The 16,449-nt window shown below is 62.6% G+C and carries 15 protein-coding genes; 9 read left to right on the plus strand and 6 right to left on the minus strand.

Features of this window, described 5'->3' with window-relative positions; genetic code table 11:
* Window positions 1–14 precede the first annotated feature (14 nt).
* Window positions 15–485: a YchJ family protein gene (locus MOQ67_RS07930; RefSeq protein ID WP_017844777.1), complete on the minus strand. Its 471-nt coding sequence runs from the start codon at window positions 483–485 to the stop codon at window positions 15–17.
* Window positions 486–489: 4 nt separating this feature from the next.
* Window positions 490–987: a DUF6231 family protein gene (locus MOQ67_RS07935; protein ID WP_017844778.1), complete on the minus strand. Its 498-nt coding sequence runs from the start codon at window positions 985–987 to the stop codon at window positions 490–492.
* Window positions 988–1,177: 190 nt separating this feature from the next.
* Here MOQ67_RS07935 and MOQ67_RS07940 point away from each other — a divergent pair, with 190 nt between their 5' ends.
* Both MOQ67_RS07940 and MOQ67_RS07945 read left to right on the plus strand, forming a co-directional pair.
* Window positions 1,178–1,873: an OmpA family protein gene (locus MOQ67_RS07940; protein WP_448675904.1), complete on the plus strand. Its 696-nt coding sequence runs from the start codon at window positions 1,178–1,180 to the stop codon at window positions 1,871–1,873.
* A gap of 171 nt (window positions 1,874–2,044) precedes the next feature.
* Window positions 2,045–2,803: a collagen-like protein gene (locus tag MOQ67_RS07945; protein ID WP_198717336.1), complete on the plus strand. Its 759-nt coding sequence runs from the start codon at window positions 2,045–2,047 to the stop codon at window positions 2,801–2,803.
* 102 nt (window positions 2,804–2,905) lie between these two features.
* Here MOQ67_RS07945 and MOQ67_RS07950 read toward each other — a convergent pair whose 3' ends face one another.
* A complete protein-coding gene (locus MOQ67_RS07950) occupies window positions 2,906–3,370 on the minus strand; it encodes a CopD family protein (RefSeq protein ID WP_198717337.1) in 465 nt (154 codons plus the stop codon).
* A gap of 99 nt (window positions 3,371–3,469) precedes the next feature.
* Here MOQ67_RS07950 and dinG point away from each other — a divergent pair, with 99 nt between their 5' ends.
* The 5 genes from dinG to pdxH all read left to right on the plus strand — a co-directional run bounded on the left by dinG (window position 3,470) and on the right by pdxH (window position 11,270).
* Entirely contained in the window at window positions 3,470–5,614 is a 2,145-nt protein-coding gene (gene dinG / locus MOQ67_RS07955; protein WP_017844782.1) for an ATP-dependent DNA helicase DinG, read from the plus strand.
* A 98-nt stretch (window positions 5,615–5,712) separates the two neighbouring features.
* The gene (locus tag MOQ67_RS07960; protein WP_198717338.1) at window positions 5,713–8,010 is read left to right on the plus strand and encodes a beta-galactosidase; all 2,298 of its coding nucleotides are present in this window, start codon (window positions 5,713–5,715) and stop codon (window positions 8,008–8,010) included.
* An 82-nt stretch (window positions 8,011–8,092) separates the two neighbouring features.
* Entirely contained in the window at window positions 8,093–9,238 is a 1,146-nt protein-coding gene (locus MOQ67_RS07965) for a serine hydrolase domain-containing protein (protein ID WP_046490235.1), read from the plus strand.
* A 142-nt stretch (window positions 9,239–9,380) separates the two neighbouring features.
* On the plus strand, window positions 9,381–10,595 hold the full coding sequence (locus MOQ67_RS07970) for an OmpA family protein (RefSeq protein ID WP_198717339.1): 1,215 nt from the start codon (window positions 9,381–9,383) through the stop codon (window positions 10,593–10,595).
* A gap of 27 nt (window positions 10,596–10,622) precedes the next feature.
* Entirely contained in the window at window positions 10,623–11,270 is a 648-nt protein-coding gene (gene pdxH / locus MOQ67_RS07975; protein ID WP_017844786.1) for a pyridoxamine 5'-phosphate oxidase, read from the plus strand.
* A 54-nt stretch (window positions 11,271–11,324) separates the two neighbouring features.
* Here the strand turns inward: pdxH and MOQ67_RS07980 are convergent, their stop codons facing one another.
* A complete protein-coding gene (locus MOQ67_RS07980) occupies window positions 11,325–11,567 on the minus strand; it encodes a hypothetical protein (RefSeq protein ID WP_102617384.1) in 243 nt (80 codons plus the stop codon).
* Window positions 11,568–11,724: 157 nt separating this feature from the next.
* On the opposite strand from MOQ67_RS07980, the gene MOQ67_RS07985 reads away from it, so the two are divergent.
* Window positions 11,725–12,189 (plus strand): outer membrane lipoprotein, encoded by a 465-nt coding sequence (locus MOQ67_RS07985; RefSeq protein WP_003189251.1) that lies wholly within the window; start codon window positions 11,725–11,727, stop codon window positions 12,187–12,189.
* A gap of 76 nt (window positions 12,190–12,265) precedes the next feature.
* On the opposite strand, the gene nhaA is transcribed toward MOQ67_RS07985, so the two are convergent.
* On the minus strand, window positions 12,266–13,441 hold the full coding sequence (gene nhaA, locus MOQ67_RS07990; RefSeq protein WP_198717340.1) for a Na+/H+ antiporter NhaA: 1,176 nt from the start codon (window positions 13,439–13,441) through the stop codon (window positions 12,266–12,268).
* A gap of 215 nt (window positions 13,442–13,656) precedes the next feature.
* Here nhaA and MOQ67_RS07995 point away from each other — a divergent pair, with 215 nt between their 5' ends.
* Window positions 13,657–14,751 carry a PLP-dependent cysteine synthase family protein gene (locus MOQ67_RS07995; RefSeq protein WP_169883707.1) on the plus strand — a complete coding sequence of 365 codons (1,095 nt, stop codon included), beginning with the start codon at window positions 13,657–13,659 and terminating at the stop codon, window positions 14,749–14,751.
* 58 nt (window positions 14,752–14,809) lie between these two features.
* Here MOQ67_RS07995 and MOQ67_RS08000 read toward each other — a convergent pair whose 3' ends face one another.
* Window positions 14,810–16,423 (minus strand): NAD(P)/FAD-dependent oxidoreductase, encoded by a 1,614-nt coding sequence (locus tag MOQ67_RS08000; RefSeq protein ID WP_017844790.1) that lies wholly within the window; start codon window positions 16,421–16,423, stop codon window positions 14,810–14,812.
* Window positions 16,424–16,449 lie beyond the last annotated feature (26 nt).

The raw sequence follows: 16,449 nt of genomic DNA on the forward strand, positions 1-16,449 counted from the left end.
TCCCTGTGAGGTGGTTAGAGGTAGCTGGAGCAACACTTCTTGAACTTCTGCCCACTCCCGCAGACGCATGCATCATTGCGTCCGGCCTTCACTTCCACGGTGGGGTCGATGAAGTACCAGTGTCCCTCATTCTGTACGAAAGAGGACTGTTCGCGGTGGCTGTGTTCGCCGGTGCTGTCATGCCAGCGCGCGGTAAACGTCACGAACGCATGTTCCGGCTGGCCGCCGAACACCTCGGAGCTTTCCACTTCCAGGCCGAGCCAGGTGCTCTGGGCGCTCCAGGTGGCGATGGCATCACGGTCCAGGCCGGCCTGCTGCGCAGGCAACGTGGTAGCCACCAGGTAGTCCACCAGGCCCAGTACGTAGGCGCTGTAGCGCGAGCGCATCAGCGCGGTGGCGCACGGCGCCGGGTGGCCGGCGTGATAATGGCCGCAGCACGCGTCCAGCAGGTTGCCGCTGCCACAGGGGCAAATGGATGTACTCATCGGGTTACCACCAATACTTTCCGAAGTTTTCCGGGTTGGCCCAGAAGCGGGCGTTGAGCCAGTCCGGCACCTGTTTATAGTCAAGCAGATCATAGGTAAACAGCGTCAGTACCTGCTCATCGCGCTGGAAGCGCTCGCCGGCCTGCAGGGCCAGGGAGAAGAAGTCAGTGTCTTTCCAGTCGCAGGCGCCCAGGTCGACCAGCACCGCAATGCGGCTGGCATTGAGGTTGCGGATGCCGCCCAGCAGGGTCAGGCCTTGTGGTTTTGACAGGTGCTCCAGGCAATCGACCACCAGCGCCAGGTCAAAACGCTGCGCCGCGAGGTCCGCCGGCAGCGCGCCAGGCGTCGCGACGGACACCTGAGTCTCAGGGTGCGCCTTTTGAAAGGCCTCCAGCGCCGGGAACTGGCTGGCACCCAACAGCAACAGGCGTTTGGGCTGGTGCAAATCGAGCAAGGCAGCCAGGGCTTGCTGGGGTGTACGGGAAGAAATACCAGCGGTCATCAGAGATCCTCACATCAGGACCCTAGAGACTAGCGCGGCTGAGCGTGCGGGCCTAGAGCGGGTGGTTGCGAAAAGTCCTTCAAGTACGCCCATCCTCAATGAATCCGGGGGTGTGACGTACTGGCGCAGTTGAAAGGAGCGGTCTTTACTCCACCCATCGGCCCCTGCCGATCCCCTCAGGAGAAATCAAATGAGCATCATGCGGACAGCTCTACCCTTGGTTCTGCTCACCGGAGTATTGACAGGTTGTGCAGGTTTGCAAAAAACCGATTGGCCCACCTGCGCCGCCGTGGGCGGCGTGACCGGTGCGGCGATCGGTGCGACGGAAAGCTCAGCCTATGCCGGCTACGGCGCGTTGTTGATCGGCGGCATGGCCGGCGCCTATTGCTGGGTACATGGCGATGGTGACGAAGACGGCGACGGCGTGCCGGACAGCCGCGACAAGTGCCCCGGCACGCCGAAAGGCGTACAGGTCGATGCCAATGGTTGCCCTCCTGCGCCACCCGCGGCGGTGGTTGAAGAGGTGGTTGTGGTCAAGGAAGAAACCATCGTGATTCGCGATGTACACTTCCAGTTCGACTCGGCGAAGCTGACGGCGGCGGATAAAACCGCGCTCGACACCATCGCCACCCGCTTGAAACGCGAAGCCCCGAGCGCCCAGTTGCGGGTCAGCGGGCATATCGACAGCGTCGGCAAGGACGCCTACAACCAGAAACTCTCGGAAAAACGCGCACATTCGGTGACGGACTACCTGATCGGCGCCGGTGTGCCTCGCAGTAACTTCGTGTCGGTGACCGGTGCGGGCGAAAGTCATCCGGTGGCTGACAACAAAACCGCTGAAGGCCGTGCCCTGAACCGCCGCGTAGAAATCCAGATCAACCGCTGACAGGCCTTGCCCCTGTGGGATTCCACAGGGGCATCGTTGGCGATCCTCGCTGAAACTGCCGCCTTCTCAAGTTTTTTGATCCTTCACTGGCAAATCGCCTGTAGAAGTCGTTACTGTGCGCCCAAAGAAAAATTTGAAATAACAAATTCCCCATCACTCAGGAGCCCCATGATGCGTAAGGTTTTTCTGTTGGCCCTGTTGGTCAGCCCCGTTGCCCTGGCCCAGAGCGTGAGTGTTGAAACCAACTCGTTGATGCGCTTGCCCAGCAGTACCGGCGTATTGCAGCTGGAACGCCTGGACGTCGCGGACTACGGCACGTTGCTCATCCCGGCCACGATCAGCCATATCTCGGTGGATGAGTTGCACCTGGGCCGCGAAGCACGCATCGCCATCGCTCCGGGGAGCACCGGGCTGCAATTGCAGGCGCGGCATGCGCAACTGGAACATGGCAGCCAGATCACCTCGCGTGGCGCTCCCGGTACCCACGAAAAACCAGCCAGGGCCGGACGTGACCTGACCTTGCGCATCAATGCCCTGACGGCGCAGGAACTGTCGGTGGATGCCCGTGGTGGCGCTGGCGCCCAAGGTTATGCCGGGCTGGACGGCGCCAACGGCGAAGACCCGGGTTGCACTTGGGGCTCCGCTGGGCGCGGCGCCAACGGTGATAACGGTGGCGACGGGTTGCCTGGCGCGGCGGGTGCGCAGGTGCGGGTCGAACTGCCGCAGGACTTCCCAAGCGACAAGATCAAGGTCTGGGTCGATGGCGGCGCGGGCGGTTTGGCGGGGACGGCGGGCAAGCCTGGGCGTGGCGGGCAATCCAAGGGTTGCCTGGTGTACCGCGCCGATGGTGGCGAGAAAGGCCGGCCAGGGGTGGAAGGGCAGCCGGGGCCGGCCGGGCCTGCGGGAACTGTGACCATTCAGCGACTTTGAGTCGTTCGATCTGACGTCATCGGGAGCACGCCCCCTCCCACATTTGGAATGCATTTCAAATGTGGGAGGGGGCGTGCTCCCGATGGCCGTTTAAGGCCCGTCTCAGAACATCGGCCGCGCCGAAGCAATCGCGACCACCAGCAACCCAACGAGCAGGTTAATGCCCACCAGCTTGCGGATCTGCCCCAGTGCAGCCGCACCCGCCGGCCAATCCTCAGCCGCCACCGCTGTGCGCAATTCGGGGAACTTCAACGCCTGGATGCGGATGAACAGCGCCGTCATCACCACATACAAGCCCATCATCACCTGCACGTAACGCGGTGCGGTTTCAAACCCGCTGAAGCGCAGTTGCAACAGGCCGACACCGCTGATCGGCAAAACCAGCACCGCCACCCAAACCCACACGAAAAAACGTTGAAACACATTCGCCCACAGCTTGAGCCGGGCAGGGCCCTCGAGGGCCGCCACAGCGGCCGGGCGCAGGATCATCCAGGCGAAAAACATGCCGCCGACCCAGATCAGGGCGGCCAATACATGCAGGGTGTAAACGAGGCTGAACACGGTCATTGCGGTACTCCGTTCTGCGCGGGATTAATTAGCGGGGTATGATAGCGGTCGATCCGAACCACTGAAAATTTATCCAGCGTTTTTTGCGCCCGACTATCCATGATCAGCACTGAACTCAAAACCACGATCCAGGGCGCCTATTCGCGTTTTCTCGAAGCCAAGAGCTTGAAACCGCGCTACGGCCAACGCCTGATGATCGCCGAAGTGGCCAAGGTCCTCGGGGATATCGACACCGACGACGAAGGCCGGCGCAGCGGTGACCCCGCGGTCGTGGCCGTCGAGGCCGGCACCGGTACGGGCAAGACCGTGGCCTACAGCCTGGCGGCGATTCCCACCGCCAAGGCCGCCGGCAAGCGCCTGGTGATCGCCACCGCCACCGTCGCCCTGCAGGAGCAGATCGTCTACAAAGACCTGCCCGACCTGATGCGCAACAGCGGCCTGAACTTCACCTTCGCCCTGGCCAAGGGCCGTGGCCGCTATATGTGCCTGTCCAAGCTCGACGTGCTGCTGCAGGAAGGCCACGCGCAAACCGCCACGGCCTCCTTGTTCGAAGAAGAAGGCTTCAAGATCGAAGTCGATGAAGTCAGCCAGAAGCTGTTTACCAGCATGATCGAAAAACTGGCCGGGAATAAATGGGACGGCGACCGCGACAGCTGGCCCACCGCCCTGGAAGACGCCGATTGGGCGCGCCTGACCACCGACCACAGCCAATGCACCAACCGTCATTGCCCCAACTTCGGCCAGTGCGCCTTCTATAAAGCGCGCGAAGGCATGGGCAAGGTCGACGTGATCGTCACCAACCACGACATGGTCCTCGCCGACCTGGCCCTGGGCGGCGGCGCCGTGCTGCCGGACCCGCGCGACACGCTCTACGTATTCGACGAAGGCCACCACCTGCCCGACAAGGCCATCGGCCACTTCGCCCATTACACGCGCCTGCGCTCCACCGCCGACTGGCTGGAGGCCACCGCCAAGAACCTCACCAAACTGCTGGCCCAGCACCCGCTGCCCGGCGACCTGGGCAAGCTGATCGAACAGGTGCCGGAACTGGCGCGGGAGATCAAGACCCAGCAGCAGTTCATGTTCAGCGCCTGCGAGCAGGTTGCCGACTTCAAGCCCGGCGAAGACGTCGAGGGCCGCGAGCGCCCGCGCCATCGCTTTGTCGGCGGGCTGATCCCCGAGCACATGCGTGAAATGGGGGTCGAACTGAAGAAGGGTTTTTCGCGCCTGACCGACCTGTTCACCCGCCTGACCGACCTGCTCAAGGAAGGCATGGACGGCGAGGTCAACATCGGCATCGCCAGCAACCAGGCCGAGGAATGGTACCCACTGTTCGGCAGCCTGTTGTCCCGCGCCCAGGGCAACTGGGAGTTGTGGACGGCCTTCACCGTCGAAGACCCGGAAGACAACCCGCCCATGGCCCGTTGGCTGACCCTGTCGGAAAGCGGTGCGCTGTTCGATATCGAGGTCAACGCCAGCCCGATCCTTGCGGCGGAAATGCTGCGGCGCAACCTGTGGAACGTGGCGTATGGCTGCCTGGTCACCTCGGCCACGCTGACCGCCCTGGGCACCTTCGACCGCTTCCGCATGCGCGCCGGCCTGCCGAAAAAAGCCGTCACCGCCGTGGTGCCGAGCCCGTTCCATCACGCTAACGCCGGTGTGCTGCGCGTGCCTGACCTCAAGGCCGACCCTCGGGATGCGCCGGCCCACACCGCCGCGATCATCCGTGACTTGCCGGAACTGGTCGAAGGTTCACGCGGCACCCTGGTGCTGTTCTCGTCGCGCAAACAGATGCAGGACGTGTTCGATGGCCTCGACCGCGACTGGCGCAAGCAGGTGTTTATCCAGGGCAACCTGTCCAAGCAGGAAACCCTGAACAAGCACAAGGCGCGGGTCGATGGCGGCGATTCCAGCGTGCTGTTCGGCCTGGCGAGCTTTGCCGAAGGCGTGGACTTGCCCGGTGCTTACTGCGAACACGTGGTGATCGCCAAGATCCCGTTCTCGGTGCCGGATGACCCGGTCGAGGCCGCGTTGGCCGAGTGGATCGAGGCCCGTGGCGGCAACCCGTTCATGGAAATCTCGGTGCCGGATGCGTCCCTGAAGCTGGTGCAGGCCTGCGGGCGCTTGCTGCGGACCGAAGAAGACCGGGGCACCATCACCTTGCTGGACCGCCGTCTGGTCACGCAGCGCTATGGCAAGGCCATCCTGAATGCCTTGCCGCCGTTCCGGCGCGAAATTTCTTAAGCCACAGTGGGCAAAATCGCCCACTTCGTGGTCTATCTCACTGCCATCGCATTATGTCATCAGGCCATTTATCGGCCGTTTGGGAGAACCTTGCTCGTATGATTCGCACGCTGCCCGCCCTTTTTGCCCTGCTGTTCGCTGCGCCACTGCTGGCCGCGCCCGCCGGGCAACAAACGTTGTTCAACTTCGTCCGACCTGCCGATGTGGTCAAAGTGGCGACCCAGGACGCCAGCCTGCCGCAATACAACGCCGAACAAACCCCTGACGGCGAGGTGCTGCGCCGCATCACCTTCAACCCGGCCGCCGAGCCGAGCCTGGTGCTCAGCCCGCAGACCGGCGCCTGGGACTGGTCGCAATCCGGTGCCATGAGCCTGCGTATCCAGAGCGCCATGGACTGGGCGCTGACCCTGTACGTCAAGGTGCAGAGCAATGACGGCAGGACGCTGGTCAGCCGCGTCGACCTGCCGGCCGGTCCGGCCCAGACCCTGTTGATCCCGCTGCAAGCCAACTCGCCGTTGAGCCAGGGCATGAAAGCCGGCCCGCCGATGCCGATCAGCGTCGATGGCCAGCGCGTGTTGCTGGCCAGCAGCGCCGGGGAAATCGACCGCAGCCAGGTGGTGTCGGTGACCCTGTCGATGATCAAGCCGAATGTCGCCCAAAGTATTCTGCTGGAACGCTTTGGCGTGCAGGACAGCGAGCCGGTGCTGAAGGCGGCCTACAGCGAACTGGTGGATGCCTATGGCCAGTCCACCCGTGCGCGCTGGCCGGAAAAGGTCAACAGCGACGAGCAACTCAAGGCCGCCGCCACCAAGGAGCAGCAACAGCTCAAGGCTTGGCTGGCCGAGCGGGATAAATCCTCCCTGGACCAGTACGGCGGTTGGAACAAAGGCCCGGCGTTCGACGCCAGCGGCTTTTTCCGCACCGAGAAGCGCGATGGTCGTTGGTATCTGGTGACGCCGGAGGGGCATCCGTTCTATTCCCTGGGCGTCAACACCGTGGCTTCGGATAACAACCAGACCTACGTGGCGGGCCGTGAATGGATGTTCGCGGCGCTGCCCAAGGCCGGGGAACCCTTTGACAAGTACTACGGCAGCGGCGACAACCGCACCGGTAACGGCGCCGGCGAAGGGCGTAGCTTTGGCGCCGGGCGTTGGTACGATTTCTACCGCGCCAACCTGCAGCGCACGTATGACACTGACGGTTTCGACCAGAAGCGCTGGGTCAGCCACACCCTCGACCGCCTGCAGGCCTGGGGTTTCAACACCGTCGGCAACTGGAGCGCTGCGCAACTGGCCAGCGCGGACCGCGTGCCGTACACCTTGCCGCTGTCGATCGTCGGCGATTACGCCAGCATCAGCACCGGTACCGACTGGTGGGGCGGCATGCCCGACCCGTTCGACCCGCGTTTCGCCATGGCCACCGAGCGCGCCGTGGCCATCGCCGCCCGCGATCATCGCGACGATCCTTGGCTGATAGGTTTTTTTGCCGATAACGAACTGGCCTGGGCCGGTCCCGGTGACGATGCAAAATCCCGTTACGCCCTGGCCTACGGCACCCTGCGCATGACCACCGATGTACCGGCCAAGCGTGCATTCCTCAAGCAACTGCGTGACAAATACCGTAACGAAGAAGGCCTGTCGAAAGCCTGGGGCATCCACCTGGCGGGCTGGGAACTGATGGAAGACCCGGGCTTCGAACCGCCGATGCCCAACCCTGAGCACCCGGAAATCGAAGCCGACTTCAAATACTTCCAGAAGACCTTCGCCGATACGTACTTCAAGACCATCTCCGATGCACTCAAATGGCACGCGCCCAACCAGTTGCTGCTGGGCGGGCGGTACGCGGTGAGTACGCCGGAGGCGGTGGCGTCCTGTGCGCAGTATTGCGACGTGTTGAGCTTCAACCTGTACACGCTCAAACCCCAGGACGGCTATGACTTCGCCGCCTTGCGCGCGTTGGACAAGCCGGTGTTGATCACCGAATTCAACTTCGGCTCGGCAGACCGCGGCCCGTTCTGGGGCGGTGTGACCCAGTTGGCCAAGGAAGAAGATCGCGGCGCCGCGTATGCCAACTTCCTCAAGCAGGCCATGGCCGAGCCGTCGATTGTCGGCGTTCACTGGTTCCAGTACCTGGACCAGCCCGTGACCGGGCGTCTGCTGGACGGCGAAAACGGCCACTTCGGTCTGGTCGGCATTACCGATGTGCCGTTCCAGGGCTTTGTCGACAGCGTGCGTCGAAGCAACCTGGCGGCGGTCGACCAACTGGGCAAGGAAGCCGAAAAGGCCAAGGCGGCCCGCGCGGTTCGCGAGCATGAAGGCAGCAAGCCCGGGCATGACGGTAAAGGTGCGGGGCAGGGCGCCGGACACACCGGTGGGCATGCCGGAAATGGTCATTGATTCGGTGTTGACGGGTTCACAAATCCTACAAGGGCTGGAACAATGTCGGCCACTTTTTACAGCGTTTTCCGAGGGGGCTTAGGTGCAGGTTCAGGGGCATTACGAACTCCAGTTCGAAGCGGTACGTGAAGCGTTCGCCACGTTGTTCGATGACCCGCAGGAACGTGGTGCGGCGCTGTGCATCCAGATCGGCGGGGAAACCGTGGTCGACCTGTGGGCCGGCACCGCCGACAAGGACGGGGCACAGGCCTGGCACAGCGACACCATCGTCAACCTGTTCTCCTGCACCAAGACCTTCACCGCTGTTGCGGCCCTGCAATTGGTGGCCGAAGGCAAGCTGCAACTGGATGCGCCAGTGGCCAACTATTGGCCGGCATTTGCCGCGGCCGGTAAAGAAGCGATCACCTTGCGCCAGTTGCTCTGCCACCAGGCCGGGTTGCCGGCGATCCGCGAGATGCTGCCCACCGAAGCGCTGTACGACTGGTCGTTGATGGTCGACACCTTGGCCGCCGAAGCGCCGTGGTGGACGCCGGGCCAAGGCCACGGCTACGAAGCGATCACCTATGGCTGGCTGGTCGGGGAATTGCTGCGCCGTGCCGACGGGCGTGGGCCGGGCGAGTCCATCGTGGCGCGGGTTGCACGCCCGTTGGGGCTGGATTTTCATGTGGGCCTGGCGGACGAAGAATTTTATCGCGTGGCCCATGTAGCGCGCGGCAAAGGCAACATGGGCGATGACGCCGCGCAACGTTTACTGCAAGTAATGATGCGTGAACCCACGGCCATGACGACGCGGGCATTTGCCAATCCGCCGTCTATTCTGACCAGCACTAATAAACCCGAATGGCGGCGTATGCAGCAGCCAGCGGCAAACGGTCACGGTAATGCGCGTAGCCTGGCGGGTTTTTATAGTGGTTTATTGGACGGTAGTTTGCTGGAAAGCGACATGCTCGAACAATTGACCCGTGAACACAGTATCGGGCCCGATAAAACCTTATTGACCCAAACCCGTTTCGGCCTGGGCTGCATGTTGGATCAACCGCAATTGCCGAATGCGACCTTCGGCCTTGGCCCGCGTGCATTTGGACATCCTGGTGCGGGCGGTTCGCTGGGGTTTGCCGACCCCGAACATGATGTAGCGTTCGGTTTTGTGACTAATACGCTGGGGCCCTACGTACTTATGGACCCACGTGCGCAGAAGTTGGTCAGAATATTGGCCGGTTGTCTGTAAACCCCTTGCTGTTTCACGTTTTTTTGTTACAAATGCAAGTATAAGAAGACGCTGAGCAAAATATTGTAACTTTAATGTTCTGGAAGCGTCTGTTTAACGGGTCATTCAGGCCCTCGGTTTTTTCTCATTTTGTGGATATCTCATGTTATCGAACAAGTCCTTGGCACTGGCGCTGTGCCTATCTATTACTGGCTGCGCACAAACACCACAAAATGATGCCGAAGGCGGGCATTGGTGGTCATTTGGATCTGACAAGGCTGCTACCAAGGACGCAGTGAGCCAAACCGACGCCAAGCCGGACGCCAAACCGGACGCCAAACCCGCCGCGGGCGCCAAACCTGCCGCACCGGTAGCGGCTGCTGCCAGCGCCAAGCCGGCTGCACCGGTAGCCGCCGCTCCTGCGCCAGCCCCGGTGGCCAAAGCGGATACCGGCTCCAGCTGGTGGCCGTTCTCCTCCAAGAGCGCCGACGAAAAGGCCGCCGATGCCAAGGCTGACCTGAAGGCCGACCTCAAGGCCGCCACCCCGGCGCCAGCCGCTGCTCCTGCCGCCCCCGCCGTGGCCAAGACCGACTCCGAGACTCACTGGTGGTGGCCGTTCGAAAGCACGTCCAAGCCTAAGCCATTGGCCAAGGTCGACGTGACCAACGTGCCGATGCCCGACCCGAAAATCACCCAGGCCTGGCTGGACGACTATGAACCGCGCCTGCGCGCCGCGATCAAGGACAGCAACCTGCAACTGGAACGTCGCGACAACGTACTGGTGGTGATTGCCCCGGTAGACGGTTCCTACAACCCGAAACGCCCGGCGATGTTGCTGCCGGTCACCCTGGGCCCGTTCACTCGCGTCGCCAAGGCTGTTGAAGCCGACCCGAAGACCGCCGTACTGGTCCTCGGTCACGTTGATGCCACCGGCGCGGCCCCGGCGAGCCAGGCGCTGACCAAAGAACGCGCGCAATCTATCGCATCGATTTTCAGCCTCAGCGGCCTCAAGCAAGACCGTCTGATGCTGCGTGGCATGGGCGACATGATGCCGCGTGCCGCCAACGACAGCACCCAAGGCCGTGCGCTGAACCGTCGCATGGAAATTATGTTTACTCAGCGTACAACTATGTTGGCCTTGCTGAGCAAGTACAACTCGGGCAAGACCCCGCCTGTGGCTGAAATGGTTGCCGTGCAGGACGTTCCCGCGCCGGCACCGGTCGCAAAAGCCTCGGCGAAAAAGACGGTCGCGAAAAAATCCGCTGCCAAGCCAGCCGCGAAAAAGGCTCCGGCCAAGGCAGCCGCCAAGAAACCCGCAGCGGCCAAAGCCAAGGCCAAGGCTGCTGCACCGGCTGCGAACGACCAGGCCAAAAACTGATCCGCTGAACCAGAAGGATAAAGTCGCATGACCCAGGTGTTGGCTGATATGCGCCGTGACTACACACGGGATGGTTTGAGCGAGGCCCAGGCCCCGAGCGAGCCGTTTGCCTTGTTCCACCAGTGGTTCGGCGATGCGGTGAAAACCGAGCAGCCGCCGGTGGAGGCCAATGCCATGACCCTGGCCACGGTCGACGAGGACGGTCGCCCGCACTGTCGCATCCTGTTGCTCAAGGGCCTGGATGCGCAGGGCTTTACCTTCTTCACCAACTATGAGAGCGCCAAGGGCGATCAGCTTGCGGCGCGGCCCTTCGCGGCCATGACCTTTTTCTGGCCGACCCTGGAGCGTCAGGTACGCATCGAGGGCCGGGTGGTCAAGGTCACGCCGGAAGAGTCGGATGCCTATTTCCAGGTGCGCCCCTTGGGCAGCCGCCTGGGCGCCTGGGCTTCCCCGCAGAGCAAGGTGATCCGTGACCGCGAAGAATTGCACGACTTGCTCAAGGTCACCGAACAGCGGTTCAGCGACACTCAGCCGCACTGCCCTGAACACTGGGGCGGCTATCGCTTATTGCCCGAGCGCATCGAGTTCTGGCAAGGCCGCGCCAGCCGCCTGCATGACCGCCTGAACTACCGCTTGCACGGGGCCGACTGGACCCGTGAGCGCCTGGCGCCCTGATCGTCGTCTTGCGTCACCCTTTCTGACTGTTGCTCGTCACCCCGAAGCCTCTGTTCAAGAGGCCTCGGGCGTGTACTGCTGCGCCGCATTTTTCAACCAGTCCGGCAGCTCGCGGCGGTTGATCTTCAGGGCACGGGCTTTTTCCAGCTGTTGCAGCATGAAGGCCCGCTTGTGCAGGTCGTTGCCCGCCAGGGAGAGCGCCAGGTCGCGGTCGATCCAGCGGCGGATGCGCAGGTATAACCAGCCATGGAAATACAAGCCGGCTACGGTCGTGACTATAATGATGAAATAATCCATGAGCGTCCTGTTTACGAGATGAGAGCTACCGTTTGTCGTCTGTTTTGGTGCTGGCACTCTGTACTAGGGCTGAATGAAAGCAATTTTCTGCGGAGCTTGCCGTGACAGGCGTCAAGCGTCCGCGTCTAATGAACACCTGTCCTTTGGAGTTGATGCTATGCGTAAGTCCGTTTTACTAGTTGCCTGCTTTACTACCCTGTCGTTGTTGTTGGGTGGCTGCGCCTCGAGTCTGACCGGCGACTCATACTCCCGTGACGAAGCGCGTCGCGTGCAGACCGTTCGCATGGGGACCATTGAATCCCTGCGTCCGGTGAAAATCGAAGGCACCAAGACCCCAATCGGCGGTGCGGCCGGTGCCGTCATTGGCGGCGTGGGCGGCAGCGCCATCGGTGGCGGCCGTGGCAGTATCGTGACCGCCGTGATCGGCGCCGTCGCCGGCGGCCTGTTGGGTTCGGCCACCGAAGAAGGCCTGACCCGCACCCAGGGCGTGGAAATCACCGTTCGCGAAGACGACGGCAGCATGCGCGCCTACGTGCAGGCCGTGCAGGAGAATGAAATCTTCCGCATCGGTGATCGCGTTCGCATCATGACCGTTGATGGTACCAGCCGCGTGACTCGCTAAGCGTTAAGCCGCGAGCAAAGAAAAACCCCAGCCGGGTGACCGGCTGGGGTTTTTTGTGCGCGGTGTTTTGTGCGAGTCAGGCTTTCTTGCGACTCGCCATCGCCGTCACCGCATAACCGATACACGCCGCGAGTATCGACCCGGTCAGAATCCCCATTCGATCTTCCCCGGCAAATTCGCTGGCGCCCGGCACGAACGCCAGGGAGCCGACAAACAGGCTCATGGTGAAGCCGATGCCGCACAGGATCGCTACGCCGAACACCTGGCCCCAACTGGCGCCGCTGGGCAGCGCGGCGAGGCCGGTCTTGATGGCGAGCCAGGTCAGGCCGAACACGCCGATGGTCTTGCCGATCAGCAGGCCGAGGGCGATGCCCAGCGGTACGTGGTGGGTGAAGCTCTCGAGGCTGACCCCGCTCAGGGACACACCGGCGTTGGCGAACGCGAACAGCGGCAGGATGCCATAGGCCACCCATGGATGCAGGGCATGTTCGAGCGTCAACAGCGGCGAGGTTTCGGCGTTTTTGGTACGCATCGGGATGCAGAACGCCAGCATCACGCCGGCCAAGGTGGCATGCACGCCACTTTTCAGTACGCAGACCCACAGGATCAGGCCGATGATCAGGTACGGCCCGAGCTTGATCACGCCCAGGCGGTTCATGGCAATCAAGGCGATCAAGCAGGCGCCCGCGCCCGCCAGGGCGGCGCCGGACAGGTCGCTGGAATAGAACACGGCGATCACGATGATCGCGCCCAGGTCATCGATGATGGCCAGGGTCATCAGGAACAGTTTCAGCGACACCGGCACGCGCTTGCCGAGCAGCGCCAGGACGCCCAATGCGAAGGCGATATCGGTGGCCATGGGGATCGCCCAGCCGGAAAGCGCCGCCGGGTAATCCTTGTTGATTGCCCAGTAGATCAATGCCGGCACGACCATGCCGCCGATCGCCGCGGCGCCTGGCAGGACGACTTGCGAAGGCTTGGACAGGTGGCCGTCGAGCAGCTCGCGCTTGACCTCCAGGCCGATCAGCAGGAAGAACAGGGCCATCAGGCCGTCGTTGATCCACAGCAACGCGGGCTTGGCGATCTTCAGCGCGCCAATCTGCGCCACCACGGGCACGTCGAGGAACGCGCTGTAGAGGTGCGACAACGGTGAGTTGTTGACGATCAGCGCCAACGCGGCTGCGGCGATCAACAATAGACCGCTGGCGGCTTCCAACTGGAAGAAACGGGTGAACGTGCTACGCAGAGCCAAGGGGTGCTCTCCAATCCAGATTCAATAGATGCGTACCCTAACCCGTACCGTTAGTTGTTAAAACAAAAGTTATATTCTTATTTGTTATAAGAAAGGAGCGCGGTCGGAGTTGGGGCGGAGCCTAGCAATTGTGTGTCCGATTGAGTCGTTACTGTATCTGTGTGTGGCGTAGGAAACATCCTAAGATTCAGGCTGAAATCCTTAGAGATCCTCTCATGAGCGACCACCGTCCCTGGGCCCGCGAAGCCATTCGTATCATTGAAGCCGACTTCCAGCGCAGCGCCGACACCCACCTGATCCCTTTGGCGCTGCCCGGCTTGCCGGGTATCGAGTTGTACTTCAAGGATGAGTCCAGTCACCCCACCGGCAGCCTCAAACACCGGCTGGCGCGCTCGCTGTTCCTGTATGCGCTGTGCAATGGCTGGCTGAAGCCGGGAGCGCCGGTGATCGAAGCCTCCAGCGGTTCGACGGCGATCTCCGAAGCCTACTTCGCGCGATTGCTCGGCCTGCCGTTTATCGCCGTGATGCCGGCCACCACCTCCCAGGAAAAGATCGCCCAGATCGGCTTCTATGGCGGCAAGAGCCATCTGGTACAAGATCCGACGCAGATCTACGCCGAATCCGAACGCCTGGCGCAGGAAAGCGGTGGTCACTTCATGGACCAGTTCACCTACGCCGAACGCGCCACCGACTGGCGGGCGAACAACAATATCGCCGAGTCGATCTTCCAGCAGATGCGCTTCGAGCGTCATCCGGAGCCGAGCTGGTTGATTTCCAGCCCCGGCACGGGTGGTACCACCGCGACCCTGGGACGCTATGTGCGTTATCGCCAGCATTGCACCCGCGTGTTGTGTGCCGATGCCGAGCGCTCGGTGTTCTTTGACTACTACCTGAGCGGCGATGCCGGCTTGCGCCTGGAGTGCGGCTCGCGGATTGAAGGTATTGGCCGACCGCGGGTCGAAGCGTCGTTTTTGCCCAAGGTCATCGATGCGATGGTCAAGGTGCCGGACGCGCTGTCGCTGGCGGCCATGCATTACCTGGCCGAGCGGTTGGGTCGGCGGGTCGGCGGCTCCAGCGGGACCAACCTGATCGGTGCCCTGATGGCGGCGCAGCAGATGACAGCGGCGGGGGAGTCGGGGTCGATCGTGGCGATCTTGTGTGACGGGGGCGAGCGATATGCCACCACCTATTACGATCAGGCGTGGCTGGCGGGGCAGGGGTATGAACTGCAGGGCTTGATAGCCGCGGTGGCGGCCAGCGTCGAGCGCGGTGAGCCACTGCCCGATGACATCCTGCGCGCGAATATCTGACACGCCACAAAAACCAATGTGGGAGCGGCCGCGCTCCCACCTTTGGACGGCGCTGTTTTCAGGCCTCGATACCCAACATATCCCGCGCCAACGCCTCGGCAATCCGAATGCCGTCGACGCCTGCGGACAGAATCCCACCGGCATAACCCGCGCCTTCGCCGGCCGGGAACAGGCCTTTGACGTTCAGGCTCTGCATCGATTCGTTACGGGTAATCCGCAACGGCGATGAGGTGCGTGTCTCGATCCCGGTCAAGACGGCGTCGTGCAACGAGTAGCCCTTGATCTGCTTCTCGAACGCCGGCAAGGCTTCACGGATCGCTTCGATGGCGAAGTCCGGCAGTGCCAGGGCCAGATCGCCCATGGACACCCCAGGTTTGTAGGACGGTTCCACGCTGCCGATGGCCGTGGACGGCTTGCCGGCGATGAAATCGCCGACCAGTTGCGCCGGGGCTTCGTAATTGCTGCCGCCGAGGATGTAGGCGTGGGATTCCAGGCGCTCCTGCAGCTCGATGCCGGCCAGCGGACCGCCCGGGTAATCGACCTCAGGCGTGATGCCGACGACGATGCCGGAGTTGGCGTTGCGCTCGTTGCGCGAGTACTGGCTCATGCCGTTGGTCACCACGCGATGCGGCTCGGACGTCGCGGCCACCACGGTGCCGCCGGGGCACATGCAGAAGCTGTAGACCGAACGGCCATTCTTGGCGTGGTGTACCAGTTTGTAGTCGGCCGCGCCGAGTTTCGGGTGCCCGGCGTATTTGCCCAGGCGCGCGGCGTCGATCAGCGACTGTGGGTGTTCGATACGGAAACCCACGGAAAACGGCTTGGCTTCCATGTACACGCCACGGCCGTGGAGCATGCGGAAGGTGTCGCGGGCGCTGTGGCCGAGGGCGAGGATCACGTGCTTGGAGAGGATCTGCTCGCCGCCGTCGATGACCACGCCGTTCAGTTGACCGTCTTCGATCAATACGTCGGTCACCCGTTGCTCGAAGCGCACTTCACCGCCCAGGGCGATGATTTGCTCGCGCATGTTTTCCACCACGCCGGTCAGGCGGAACGTACCGATGTGCGGCTTGCTGACGTAGAGGATTTCTTCCGGCGCGCCGGCCTTGACGAACTCGTGCAGCACTTTGCGCCCGTGGAATTTCGGGTCTTTGATCTGGCTGTAGAGCTTGCCATCGGAAAAGGTCCCGGCGCCGCCCTCACCGAACTGCACGTTGGACTCCGGGTTGAGCACGCTTTTGCGCCACAGGCCCCAGGTGTCCTTGGTGCGCTGGCGCACTTCCTTGCCGCGTTCGAGGATGATCGGCTTGAAGCCCATCTGCGCCAGCAGCAGCCCGGCGAAAATCCCGCACGGGCCAAAACCGACGACGATCGGACGTTCAACCAGATCCGCGGGCGCCTGGCCCACCACCTTGTAGCTGACGTCCGGCGCCGGGTTGATGTTGCGGTCGTCGGCAAACTTGAGCAGCAGGGCGGCTTCACCCTTCACGTTCAGGTCGACGGTGTAGATGAAGCACAGCTCCGACGATTTCTTGCGGGCGTCGTAGCTGCGCTTGAACAGGGTGAAATCGAGCAGGTCATCACTGGCGATGCCCAGGCGCTGCACGATGGCGGGCCGCAGGTCTTCTTCGGGATGGTCGATGGGCAGCTTGAGTTCGGTGATTCGTAACATGACAGGATCCGGTGTGCGGCGTTTGG

The organism is Pseudomonas sp. LY-1 (assembly GCF_053502595.1).

Excerpts from the sequence above, each read along its gene's own strand:
- MOQ67_RS07930 (WP_017844777.1), bottom strand. The coding sequence starts at position 485 with ATGAGTACATCCATTTGCCCCTGTGGCAGCGGCAACCTGCTGGACGCG.
- MOQ67_RS07935 (WP_017844778.1), bottom strand. The coding sequence starts at position 987 with ATGACCGCTGGTATTTCTTCCCGTACACCCCAGCAAGCCCTGGCTGCC.
- MOQ67_RS07940 (WP_448675904.1), top strand. The coding sequence starts at position 1,178 with ATGAGCATCATGCGGACAGCTCTACCCTTGGTTCTGCTCACCGGAGTA.
- MOQ67_RS07945 (WP_198717336.1), top strand. The coding sequence starts at position 2,045 with ATGCGTAAGGTTTTTCTGTTGGCCCTGTTGGTCAGCCCCGTTGCCCTG.
- MOQ67_RS07950 (WP_198717337.1), bottom strand. The coding sequence starts at position 3,370 with ATGACCGTGTTCAGCCTCGTTTACACCCTGCATGTATTGGCCGCCCTG.
- dinG (WP_017844782.1), top strand. The coding sequence starts at position 3,470 with ATGATCAGCACTGAACTCAAAACCACGATCCAGGGCGCCTATTCGCGT.
- MOQ67_RS07960 (WP_198717338.1), top strand. The coding sequence starts at position 5,713 with ATGATTCGCACGCTGCCCGCCCTTTTTGCCCTGCTGTTCGCTGCGCCA.
- MOQ67_RS07970 (WP_198717339.1), top strand. The coding sequence starts at position 9,381 with ATGTTATCGAACAAGTCCTTGGCACTGGCGCTGTGCCTATCTATTACT.
- pdxH (WP_017844786.1), top strand. The coding sequence starts at position 10,623 with ATGACCCAGGTGTTGGCTGATATGCGCCGTGACTACACACGGGATGGT.
- MOQ67_RS07980 (WP_102617384.1), bottom strand. The coding sequence starts at position 11,567 with ATGGATTATTTCATCATTATAGTCACGACCGTAGCCGGCTTGTATTTC.
- MOQ67_RS07985 (WP_003189251.1), top strand. The coding sequence starts at position 11,725 with ATGCGTAAGTCCGTTTTACTAGTTGCCTGCTTTACTACCCTGTCGTTG.
- MOQ67_RS07995 (WP_169883707.1), top strand. The coding sequence starts at position 13,657 with ATGAGCGACCACCGTCCCTGGGCCCGCGAAGCCATTCGTATCATTGAA.
- MOQ67_RS08000 (WP_017844790.1), bottom strand. The coding sequence starts at position 16,423 with ATGTTACGAATCACCGAACTCAAGCTGCCCATCGACCATCCCGAAGAA.